Origin of the sequence: Lactiplantibacillus nangangensis, from assembly GCF_005405065.1 — a bacterium.
Lineage (GTDB): Bacteria > Bacillota > Bacilli > Lactobacillales > Lactobacillaceae > Lactiplantibacillus > Lactiplantibacillus nangangensis.
Genome location: NZ_BJDI01000018.1, coordinates 42,065 through 53,143, shown reverse-complemented (window position 1 = coordinate 53,143; position 11,079 = coordinate 42,065). Strand labels below are relative to the sequence as shown.

At 42.1% G+C, this 11,079-nt stretch carries 14 protein-coding genes and 1 pseudogene; 5 read left to right on the top strand and 10 right to left on the bottom strand.

Annotated elements, in window-relative coordinates; genetic code table 11:
* Positions 1-102 precede the first annotated feature (102 nt).
* From FFM70_RS12725 to FFM70_RS12705, 6 genes and pseudogenes are all read right to left on the bottom strand, one after another.
* Positions 103-1,518 (bottom strand): flippase, encoded by a 1,416-nt coding sequence (locus FFM70_RS12725; RefSeq protein ID WP_137617220.1) that lies wholly within the window; start codon positions 1,516-1,518, stop codon positions 103-105.
* A 499-nt stretch (positions 1,519-2,017) separates the two neighbouring features.
* Positions 2,018-2,155: a transposase domain-containing protein gene (locus tag FFM70_RS14065; protein ID WP_263390609.1), complete on the bottom strand. Its 138-nt coding sequence runs from the start codon at positions 2,153-2,155 to the stop codon at positions 2,018-2,020.
* A pseudogene (tnpC, locus tag FFM70_RS12720) lies at positions 2,144-3,309 on the bottom strand (IS66 family transposase); the annotation flags it as partial. The pseudogene tnpC and the gene FFM70_RS14065, both read right to left, overlap by 12 nt.
* Before the next feature lie 276 nt (positions 3,310-3,585).
* On the bottom strand, positions 3,586-3,855 hold the full coding sequence (gene tnpB, locus FFM70_RS12715) for an IS66 family insertion sequence element accessory protein TnpB (protein WP_223877501.1): 270 nt from the start codon (positions 3,853-3,855) through the stop codon (positions 3,586-3,588).
* On the bottom strand, positions 3,845-4,030 hold the full coding sequence (locus FFM70_RS12710) for a hypothetical protein (RefSeq protein ID WP_137617219.1): 186 nt from the start codon (positions 4,028-4,030) through the stop codon (positions 3,845-3,847). The genes tnpB and FFM70_RS12710 overlap by 11 nt, the downstream gene beginning before the upstream one ends.
* A gap of 378 nt (positions 4,031-4,408) precedes the next feature.
* Positions 4,409-5,071: a sugar transferase gene (locus FFM70_RS12705; RefSeq protein ID WP_137617218.1), complete on the bottom strand. Its 663-nt coding sequence runs from the start codon at positions 5,069-5,071 to the stop codon at positions 4,409-4,411.
* 385 nt (positions 5,072-5,456) lie between these two features.
* On the opposite strand from FFM70_RS12705, the gene FFM70_RS12700 reads away from it, so the two are divergent.
* On the top strand, positions 5,457-6,020 hold the full coding sequence (locus FFM70_RS12700) for a dTDP-glucose 4,6-dehydratase (RefSeq protein ID WP_263390608.1): 564 nt from the start codon (positions 5,457-5,459) through the stop codon (positions 6,018-6,020).
* 88 nt (positions 6,021-6,108) lie between these two features.
* Complete coding sequence (locus tag FFM70_RS12695; RefSeq protein ID WP_137617216.1) at positions 6,109-6,414, top strand: hypothetical protein; 306 nt, start codon at positions 6,109-6,111, stop codon at positions 6,412-6,414.
* Between the two features lie 92 nt (positions 6,415-6,506).
* Here the strand turns inward: FFM70_RS12695 and FFM70_RS12690 are convergent, their stop codons facing one another.
* The 4 genes from FFM70_RS12690 to FFM70_RS12675 form a co-directional block, all read right to left on the bottom strand.
* Positions 6,507-6,734, bottom strand: coding sequence for a DUF2922 domain-containing protein (locus FFM70_RS12690; RefSeq protein ID WP_137617215.1), 228 nt, complete (start codon positions 6,732-6,734; stop codon positions 6,507-6,509).
* Between the two features lie 18 nt (positions 6,735-6,752).
* A complete protein-coding gene (locus tag FFM70_RS12685; protein WP_137617214.1) occupies positions 6,753-6,962 on the bottom strand; it encodes a DUF1659 domain-containing protein in 210 nt (69 codons plus the stop codon).
* Positions 6,963-7,094: 132 nt separating this feature from the next.
* Positions 7,095-7,292 carry a DUF1659 domain-containing protein gene (locus tag FFM70_RS12680; RefSeq protein WP_137617213.1) on the bottom strand — a complete coding sequence of 66 codons (198 nt, stop codon included), beginning with the start codon at positions 7,290-7,292 and terminating at the stop codon, positions 7,095-7,097.
* Positions 7,293-7,361: 69 nt separating this feature from the next.
* A complete protein-coding gene (locus FFM70_RS12675) occupies positions 7,362-7,904 on the bottom strand; it encodes a sigma-70 family RNA polymerase sigma factor (RefSeq protein ID WP_137617212.1) in 543 nt (180 codons plus the stop codon).
* A gap of 286 nt (positions 7,905-8,190) precedes the next feature.
* Here FFM70_RS12675 and FFM70_RS12670 point away from each other — a divergent pair, with 286 nt between their 5' ends.
* From FFM70_RS12670 to ntdP, 3 genes are all read left to right on the top strand, one after another.
* Positions 8,191-8,910, top strand: coding sequence for a hypothetical protein (locus FFM70_RS12670; RefSeq protein WP_137617211.1), 720 nt, complete (start codon positions 8,191-8,193; stop codon positions 8,908-8,910).
* A 38-nt stretch (positions 8,911-8,948) separates the two neighbouring features.
* The gene (gene recX / locus FFM70_RS12665; RefSeq protein WP_137617210.1) at positions 8,949-9,752 is read left to right on the top strand and encodes a recombination regulator RecX; all 804 of its coding nucleotides are present in this window, start codon (positions 8,949-8,951) and stop codon (positions 9,750-9,752) included.
* 100 nt (positions 9,753-9,852) lie between these two features.
* The gene (ntdP, locus tag FFM70_RS12660) at positions 9,853-10,401 is read left to right on the top strand and encodes a nucleoside tri-diphosphate phosphatase (protein ID WP_137608226.1); all 549 of its coding nucleotides are present in this window, start codon (positions 9,853-9,855) and stop codon (positions 10,399-10,401) included.
* The last annotated feature ends 678 nt before the right edge of the window (positions 10,402-11,079 follow it).

The following is an 11,079-nucleotide window of genomic DNA, read 5'->3' as shown; positions in this document are numbered from 1 at the left end:
CAAGCCATTTCATAAAACAGACAAGACAAACAAATTTTATATTATTTCAAGTGTCAACTTGACAGGGTACAGTGCACGCGGAGCCGCGCCCAGTTTGCCTTTTTAGCGATTCTTTAATGTTTTGACAGTCGTGAAAATTTGAGGCTGAAGGATCAGTAATAATCCGGCATAGATGAGACCACCAATGGTCATTTGCGTCATTAAACTCAAAACACCAATCCGCATATTAAGGTTCAGGTTGTAGACCACAATAAACATGATGATGCCTGCCCCTAAGTACTTCATGAAGCTACCAAGTAACGGGCGCAAATTCAACTCGTGGCGGGTGACATAGAGTTGATAGCCCGTGACACAACATTCTGAAATCAAAGTGGCCGTCATGGCACCTTGAACCCCCCAGACTAAAATTAGTGGGACATTGCAGATCATATTGACAATGGCACCGAAAGTAACCGAAATTGTGTAAGCTTTGGTTCGTTTAGTCGGCAATAGAAATTGTTGACCGAGAACATTGCTGAGTCCAATCAAGACGATCACTGGGGCTTCAATCATCAGAATAGTGTTGACTGCTGCAAATTGCTTGCCAAAAAACCAAGGGGCCAAGGTCGTCGCAATGGCCGCAATCCCAAAGGCCATTGGCATGGCAATACAACTGACGAAATCAAATGAGGCGTATAAATACTGTTTCACTTTTTCCAGCTGATTTTTCATAAATAAATTTGCAATATGTGGTAACATCACGGTTCCAGTTGCTGTGACGAGTGCTAGGACAAGTTTGACCAGTTTGTCAGAGTAATCATAAAAGCCAGACGCTGTGACGGAATCGAGTTGCCATAGCATCGTTTTATTGAGGGCCAAGTAGACGGTGGTGGCAATTTGTGGGATAAAGAGGGCCACTGAAGGTCTTAAGTGGCGCCAAGGCCGTAGTTGACGCCAACGTGGCCAATCAACCGATTGCCGTAGATAAGGCCACAAGGTTAAGTTTCCTAATACTTGTGATCCGGACAAAATTAAAATATAAACGCCTACATCTGCGCGAGTTTTAACTAGTGTAAAGATGGCGACCAAAGACAGCAGTTTGACCAAAGTATTGCGCAAAACTGTTTTTTTAAAGTCTTCTAAACCCATAAAGTACCAAGAAATATCGAAGGCACCAGCAATGATATAGAAAGATTGATAAAAAAAGTACAATTTAAATTGGTTTTCCCAGAAGAGGAAAAGTAGGAAACCCAAATAGGCGAGGCAGATGGTACTAAATTGTAATAATTCAATTTCCCAGAAATTCTGTGAACGTTTGGCTCGGTTATCGCGGCTGAAAGCAATTTCGCGATTGCCATAAATGGTAATTCCAACTGTCCCAAATAAGAGGAAATAGGTGATGACGGAGTTGGTTGAGGCGTTGATGCCGACACCAGTTGGACCCAAAACACGTGAAATATACGGTACTGTGATGAGGGGTGTTAGTAATATTAAAATATTGTAGCCAACGGTATAGAAATAGTTACGGACAATTTTCATAGTAGCGCTCTCCAAGTAAATTGATTCAATAAAACGAGCGATATCACTGCTTTTAGTAACATCCCTAGTATTGTATCATAGTAGTTCAGAGGGGATTGAGAGTGATAGAATAGTGGCTTGTGAAATTTATATAACCCATGAGATTACTTATGTTAATGAAGTGGCTTTGTTTGTTAGTATAAATAATTATATCAACAAATAAAGGAAAAATTGGTTGACCAATCACGATAGACTGGAAAAATGGGACATTTAATTATGAATATAAACTGAAACCAATCCGGATTCTTTTTTTGAAGAAGACATATATATATAATATAAATAAATGCTGTTATCCCGATTTATTCACAAAAATAGCCTGAAATCTGTAAGCCCCCAATAACTGACCGTATTGAAAAATGAAAAACACCCCGAACTCTCGTTTTTGGAGCCGTGGCTGTTTTGTCCATGCATCTAAGCGACTTCGCTTTGTTTACTACTGCTGATCATTTTTGGTTCTGGTTTAAAGTTCCATGGCAAATAAGCTTCTAGATCTGCCGGATTCGCAAAATGTTGGAAGTTGTGGAATGTTTTTCAATAAACATTTAAGATATGCCGACGGATCAATGCCGTTGGCCTTGGCCGACTCAATCAAAGTCATCCAAATCGCACCAGCTTGGCTGGTACTGAATAACCAATTCTTATGCCCTATGACCAAGGTCTTCATATTTCTCTCCGACGCATTGTTACTCCAGTCGACGGAACCATTATTAATGATTCGATTCAACGAAGCTCGTTGATTTCGAGCATAAACCACGGACTTGCCTAATCGACTCTTAGGTAAAACATCGACCGCATCGATCCAACGCCAAAAACGCTTTAGTAGTTTTCGTTGCTGACTGCGGCGACGCCGGCGTCTCACTTGTGGTGATAAATGCTGCCACTCGCGTTCATTGTGAAACATTTTATTGAGTAATGCTAATGGCGGACTCATCTTAAAGCTCTTGCCGGAATTAGCGGCGTCATAGAATTTCCGTCTGACATGAGCCCAACAACCGACTCTGGTGACTGAATCATCTAGGATGTTATAGCCGGAATAACCGTCGCATTGAAGTGTTCCTGTGAAACCATTATAAAGTGATTTAGCGAAACTGCCCGCACGACTAGTGCCATAAGCATAAAAGACTCCTCGCTGTGCCTGATGGGTAACACTACGCATCACCCACATATAGGAGGAGGTTCGTGTAACACCTCGATTGGCGTCTCATCACCTTGTAGACATGGTTGTTGAACCAGTTGCTGACGCAACTGCTGGTACAATGGCTCCATAAGTTGGCTAATCTTGATCATCCAATTAGCGATAGTTGTTTCGCTTAGGTCCACGCCGAGGCGCTTCCAATCTTGGAGCTTTCGATACAAGGGTACTCCTAGTTCAAACTTTTTATGTAAAATTTCAGTTATTACTGAAATTGATGCCAAACTATGTGGTATCAACGCTTTTGGGGCTTGTGATTGAATTAGATGAGCTAAACCATCCATTAATTCACATGAGGGGCATTTATATGTCGTTGTGTAGATTCTTTCTAAGTAAAGCTTGACCGGCCGGAAGTGGAGTTCTTCACGTGCAAGTTTTTTACCCACGGCAACTAAGCCGTGTCCGTTTGGACACAGCTTATCCGGCAGCTCAATGACAGTCTCTTGAACGGGAACGTTTGAATTTACGACTGCTTGCCGTGTCCGCTTAGCTTTATTTGATTGGTTTTCTTGCCCAGTTTGCTCTGGTTGGCTAAAAACACTATTATCCTCATCAAACAAAGAGGTTTGATCAGTATTAATTTTCTCTGACTTTTGGCCAAATAGTCGTTTGGTCAAAAGTCAATGATCTCAGCCTGTTCTTGAATCTTCTTTTTTAAGTCGGCAATTTCTTCTTCTGGCGTCATAATATAACCACTCATTCTATGTTTTCTTGTTATTGAGTTTATCATAGTCTGACGCCGGCAGAAAGCGTTTTATTTACTTTTGGCGGTTTGATTTTGTGAATGGTCAAATCCAGTGACCATCCTCCCAACAGTCTTGATAATTGTAGATAGGTTAGCTTTCGGACTTCGCCTTGATTAACCGACCACTGTAGTCGGGGCCGGCTTCAATCCGTTTGTAAAGCAATAGAAAGCCATCTCCATCCCAATATAGCGCTTTGAAACTGTCTTTTCGGGTACCACAAAACAGATATAAAGCCTGATTGTATGGATATAATGCAAATTGTTCCTGTACGACGGCCGCCAAAGCATCAATGCCACGGCGTAAATCCATTTTTCCACAAACAATATAAGTCTGATGAACTGCATCCATATTAATGAGCATCGTCAAACACCACCTTTAATAGTGCGTCCACAATATAACCACTGGCCTTGTTGTAAATGATGACCGACTTATTTTGTCCAACACGAAGCTGAACTGCTTTGGTCGCCGTCGCCTGTGGCGCCGCCGACCTAACTTTATGTGGCATTTCAACTTTGACAATATCCTGTTTATCCATAATAAAAACCTCACCATTTATTTGATGAGGTAATCATATCGTGTATTTAGTGACAATCATAGACGGTCAGTTATTCGGTGCTTACTGTTTCACTAGAAATATTACAGAACTAGCATTACGCGTTATCTATAGTAAAAAACCTCACCATTTATTTGATGAGGTAATCATATTGTGTATTCAGTAACAATCATAGACGGTCAGTCATTGGGTGCTTACCTTTATTCAGGCTCAAAAAAAGAGACTTGAGTGAGCGTAAAGGCTCTTTCAAATCTCTTTTTTGAAGTTTTGCGATTAACATCGATTCTATGAATAAAACGCGATTGACTTCAGAAATTTTAATTTTTTTGCCTTGAAATTAACTAATTTAGAATAATGTCATTAGTAAGCGCCTTTTCGAAGGAAAATATTAACCAAGTTCATAATAATTATTTTAAAATCATAAAACAAATTTGCACGATCAATATAGCTCATTTCAATTCTTGCGCGTTCCGGGTATCCAATCTTGCTACGGCCACTCGCTTGCCACAGCCCCATGGCACCAGGCTTAACAGATAATAACTTATTCTGATTGTACTCAACTAATTCTTCTTCGACAACCGGTCGAGGACCTACAATACTCATTTCTCCACGTAAGATGTTTATAAATTGTGGTATTTCATCAATCGAGGTTTCTCTCAAAAAACGACCAATTTTTGTTATTCTTGGATCCACCTGAGGCTCTAACTTATAATTATTGTTTACGTACATTGCATATAATTCTTTATTGGCGTGAAGCTTCTGTTCAGCGTTTACTACCATTGATCGAAACTTATACATACCGAATCTTTTTCCGTGTAGTCCAATGCGAGTTTGTCTATAAAAGAGTGGACCTCGACTTGATTGGTCAACGTGATCTAGGATAAGCACTAGTACAAAGATAGGACTCAATACTATTAAAGCAAGACTGGAAAAAACAATATCAACAATACGTTTACAAAGACGGTAAGAGAGTGAAAATGCAACTTCATTATTGTGATCTTCACTGTTACTTTTGATTTCCATGACCGATATACACCTCAAAATTTTTTTGTTTTGATGCTGAAACTTACTACATATGATTTTAGTTATCATATGTAGTATCCAACTTAATATTCTTTTATTGTCGGAACCTTATTTCATCAAATAATTGATGTGAAAGTTTAAGTAACCATTCTAATTTTTATTTTATCTTTATAAGATTCAAGTAAAACCCCTCACCTGCACTTCTGTTTACTTAATCTAATTATGATAAAATAACCAATTTGAATTATACCACAAATTCAGACCCCTCACTAGTAGAAAAATGTCACTTAATTAGATGGAACGTATACACTTATATGTACACGCTCAAATCCTACCGTCCTCTTTGATTAACAAAATCCTAACACTACGTGTCTTTTTTAGTTTCATGAATAGATTGGGTTGTTGCTCAATGCTTCAATATCATTGCTGGTCATGGGTGCGGTCATTCAACTTACAAGCGACTATTTCTAACTGTTCTAATAATTATGGACCGTATCAATATATTGAAAAATTTATTCCACGTCAGATTACTAACGTCTTAACCGGACGACGGCCCAAATTATATGGGCAAGGGACTAATGTTCGAGATTGGATTCATGTTGATGATCATTCTGCCGCAATCTGGGCTATTTTAACCCAGGGGCGAATCGGTGAGACTTATCTTATTGGGGCAACTGGTGAACGGACTAATTTAGCTGTTTTACAAGCAATTTTAAAACAACTAGGACAGCCAATTGATGCTTTTGATTGGGTTAAAGACCGTCCGGGGCATGATTTACGTTACGCAATTGATGCCAGTAAATTACAAACTGAGTTGGGCTGGCGACCACGTTACCAAGATTTTAGTGCCGGCTTAGGTCAGACGATTCGGTGGTATCGTGAACATCGTGCCTGGTGGCAGGCAGACAAGGCTGCCGTTGAACAAAATTATGTCCATCATCAGCAATAATCGAATTCTAAGTGTTATTTTTCCCGACTTCACGTTACAATAATAGCAGCAATTAACGAAAATCTAGTTTAAAAAGGATGTTAATGACATGAACGACGATGGTCTCACAGTTTTTCCAGCCGATTATAATTCTTCTTACCACTTGATTCTGAAGCGAGGGACCGAGCATTACGCCTATTATTACTTCAAGGTGGATAAGCTTGATCAGCGGGTCATCTTTTATGATGACGTGGATCGGAGCGGTATTTCAATCAAAACGCAGATTACCCGTTTGTTCATGCGTGAGCTGGTCAAAGCCATCGATTGGCATCCAGTTGGCAATAGTATCATTGTCGAAATCTATAATGTTGAGCGGCAGACGTCCAAAGCGACCCGCTTGGCTTGTGATATTTGAAATATACTGTGTAATTACTAAAAAGCCCCCGCAATCAGCAACCAATCAAGGTTGTCGATCACGGGGGCTTTCGTAACAGCAAGCTCAGCTAACTAAGCTTTGGGTGCGTCGATAATGGGTGTTTCGACCGTTTCCACATACTTGGCGGCGACGGGTTCTGCGACTAAGTTGACACCGTCCTTGGTGAATAACTGGGTTGCAGCTAAGTCAGCCATGGCTTTTGCGACCACTTCCTTGGTCAGACCATCACTGGCATAGTGCAATTTCAAGTGATGGATTTTGGCCGTGCTAGTTTTAAAGCTCATATCTAAAGTTTTCATCGATTAAGTCCTCCTAAGTTAGGCAACAGGTGCGACGTATTGATAGAAGTTGGCAATTTTGGCGTTTCGGAACGATTGACCAGTTAAGGTTTCAAGCGTTTTGCCAAAACTCGTGAGTTGTTCATTCGTAGCTTCGGGTGCGATGGCGTTGAAGGCCTGTTTGCGAACGACGTTTTCGCCGTCCAGCATTTCGACTGCCAACGTTGATTTCATCCAAGTTTTGTTCATGTGAATCCTCCTAGAGTTTTTAGTAGGCTGGCCAGCTTACATTAATACAGACGGCTAGGGGTGCCAAATAGTGCAATTGAGTTAAAAAATGGCACGCTGACTAGAATTTCGTCAGCGTGCCATTCCAACTCATTAGATGATGAAATTAGTGGTCGTTTTCAGGACAGCCGTGGTAAATGGGGCGTTTGCCAATTGGCCGACGACTGCGCCAAGAGCGGTGATCTGGGTGTCGTTGACATCCGCGACGATATTGTTGAACGTCCGTTTAGCGGCGTGTGGGTCATCGGTTGCGACAGTTACGGAAAGGGTACTTGTTTGCCAAGTTTGCATGCTGGAACCTCCTTGAGTTTTTTTGTAAGCTTACAAGATACCAACGGTTAGCCTGGCAAAAAAGTGCAATTATTGTTCAGCTTCATAGAGCGCCTGCGCCTTTTTCAGCAAACTCGCCCGCCAGTTATAGACGGTTCGACGACTGACACCATGATTAGCCATGATCTCGGCGACCGTTTGCTCGTCTAAGAAGAATTCTGTTAAGTAGATCCGTTCACCGGGCCGACATTGATCCAACAAACTCGTCAGTAAATCGGTGAGTTGCCATTGCCGTTCACGACTGATCATCGGGGTGATACTGATTTCGGCAGCGTGGGTCATCGGGACTTGTGACTGCGACCGTAGCGTTTGTTTGCGCAAATAGTCGAGGGTACGCCATTTGATGCGGCGAAAGGCAAATTTTCGAAAGTCCGCCAGATTTTCTGGCAAGTCTGGTTCGTAATTTTGATAGGCCGCGAGCCAAGTCAGGTGGGCAGTGGTCACGCAATCTTCAAATTGCGGATGGCCTTTTGTGACATTGGCGGCTTTGAGTGCACCATATAATAGGCGTTGGTGGGCTGGTTCAGCCAGTAAGTCAAAAGCTGCTTGGTTTTCAAGTCGATCAGTTCGCATGGTCATATCCTCAAATCGTTAGGTTGCCTTGGCCAAGGTTGACCCTAGCTTAACCGTTATCGTGTGATTAGCCGAGTGGGCGAAAACTCGCCAAATTTGTATAAGATGCAGCTAATTATGGCATTCTATTAAGAATTGACCGACTTTTGAACAAAGTGACTAGCATTTCACGTACGCGGCTGGTAAGCTGTGGTTAACTTGATTGGTTATTCCGTTACCTAACCATTAACTGAGTACACAAACTTGTGTAACTGCCGCGTTGTCGGCATTCTGGAGGAACTGTTCTATGAAAAATAGTAACCAGCCCCACCCCAGTTTTAATGATTACATCTGGTCTAAGCTCCCAAACACGTTCGATCTAACCAACCAATGCCGTATTTTACGGTGGGCCCAGCCAGTAGCGAGTGTGAAACTTAGCTTTCATAACACTTTTTACTTACTTGACATTAGTCGTGAAAATTGCCTTGAGAATGCGGTGATTTTTGACTTACAACGCGGTATTTTGAAAACAACCCAGACGACGCGTGAATTGATGCGTGCCATGAGTTGGCAAGCACCGTATTGGCAGCATCAGTATATTGAGCAAGTGGCGTTGATGAATCAGATCACTTGTCAGAAGCTCCCATTTATTAACGGCAACGTTTGTCTGATTCCATTATCGGCAGTCACGCAAAAGTCAACCAGTTGGCTAAGTTCAGTCCAGCTGACTGATTTAACTCGGATTGGCCCTAAACGCACGGAATTAAACTATTTGGACTTGGTTCATTTGATCGTTCCCATCAGTTTCAAACGGCTGCAACGTCAATTAAATGATAGTCAACGGTTACAATTGGCCATGATTAGCACTTTAATCGCTCAACAACAATTTAGTTTGGTGCCATTAGCCCAGCGGTGTGATTGGAAAATGTTGTGTGGTTTTGCCCAGTTCACGTTGGAGAGTCATGATTATGTGGTGACTCAACGTGAAATTGAACGGACGACGGATAAATACTTTGGCAAATTCTAAGCTTTTTTGTTAAATTAGATTTAATAGGGGCTGAGACGATGACAAAAAAGATTACGAAAATTATGGCCCAGAAACGCTCTGGCCGGTATAACGTTTATTTAGATGATAAGTATGCATTTCCAATTAGTGAAGCGGTCATGATCAAGTTTCGCGTCTTTAAAGGCATGGAGGTCGATGAGTCGTTAGCTGCCGAAATGATTGCAGCCGATGATGTGTCCAAGGCCTATTCACGTGCTTTAGACTATCTGTCTCATCAATTGCGGACGGAAAAAGAAGTCCATGATAAATTACGTGACGAAGAAATCGACGAAGAAGTTATTACGCAAACGATGCAACATTTGCGCGAGTTACATCTATTAAGTGATGAAGAATACGCGGCGGCTTATGTACGGACGGCCAAACGAACGTCTGACAAGGGCCCGCGCGTGATTCGTCAAAAGCTTCGCCAAAAAGGCGTCGGTGAACAATTGATTGATGATGCACTAGCTGGTCAATTTACAGCGGATGACCGGTTGGAAAACGCGACGGATGCGGCCAAGAAACTGGTCAAACGCTATCACAACCAAGCGTTCAGAACGATGCAACAAAAAGTTCGCCAAGGCTTGATGACTAAAGGGTTTGATAATGAAATCGTGACAGCGGCAATTAAGGCCCTCGATTTAGAACCAGATGTAGATGAACAATGGGAGGCGTTGGTGCGTCAAGGGGAAAAACTGTGGCGGCGTAATCACGCCTACGCCTTTTCGGAACGCTGCCAACGCACAAAACGCAATCTCTACCAAAAGGGCTTCCTAATGGATGATATTAATCGGTTTATTGATGAACAAGTTGCAGATGAGTGAAATGCTATAAATAGGTACGCGCGTCGCATTAAAATCTGTTATAATGTTTAATGAAATTCGATGAAATTTTCACCCTATGTTTTGGAAAGTTGGGCTAAACATGACGCGCGAAGCTAAAGGACCTAAGGAAGGCGACTTCATTACGATCAAAAGCTATAAGCACGACGGGAGTTTACATCGAACTTGGCGCGATACAATGGTACTCAAAACAAGCGAAAATGTCCTAATTGGTTGCAACGATCACACGCTCGTCACCGAAGATGATGGCCGGCGATGGGTGACTCGCGAACCGGCAATCGTTTATTTTCATAAGCATTATTGGTTTAATATCGTGGCGATGATTCGCGATAACGGTGTTTCATATTATTGTAACTTAGCGTCACCAGCCGTTTTAGATAAAGAGGCTTTGAAGTACATCGATTACGATTTAGACGTCAAAGTCTTCCCCGATGGTGAACGTCGGTTATTAGATGTTGATGAGTATGAGGAACATGGCGCCAAATGGCAGTATCCGACCGAGACCGATCGCATTTTAAAAGCCAATGTGAAAGTCTTAGTTGATTGGATCAAGCACAAGAAAGGCCCATTTTCACAAGAATACATTGATATCTGGTATAGCCGTTATCAAGAATTATCACGTCGGCAATAGCTCTGCTGGCGGCGAGCCAGTAGCGTAATTTAGCAAAAAAGACATCCGCCTGGGTGTCTTTTTTTTGCACTGCTTGTTGAATGAAATCGGAATAGTTGCAGGTTGCCGCTCCGGCTGGACTGGCTGTTTTAGTAATCATAAAATGAAGGTTAGTGGATTAATACCGCTTCCGGTTGTTGCTGATGGCATGCGGCCGAGGGACCGGGTCAAGCCTGAGGCCCGTCTTGCCCCTCGCCCGGAAGCTTTGCCAAAACCGCAAATCTCCCGGTCAGTCCGTGGTGTAAGACCGGAAATACGCCGGTCAAACGCCACCCACACGGCCAATGTCATCAGCAACAGCCTACAGCTAATCAACTGTTTTGCACGATAATTGGTATGAATCTATTTTGGGCATATCTAACACCAGTATGATTAGATTCATGATAGGATTGTTTATTTTAGTGCAGTGAAAATGTCAATCAGTGAAAGCAGAAAAATGGGTAATATTCTTGGCCCAAGCAGCTGTTCAAGATGTATTCATGTCCATCATGAAGTGGTAATGGCCATCAAAAATAGTGGTGGATAAGTGGTATTTATTGCGTTGGTCTCAGCTATTCGAATAGTCTTGATTGTTAGTCTCAAATACTAATCTCATCCGGAAAATTGTCGTAATGAGTCTGAGCGACGTAGATTGCTAGT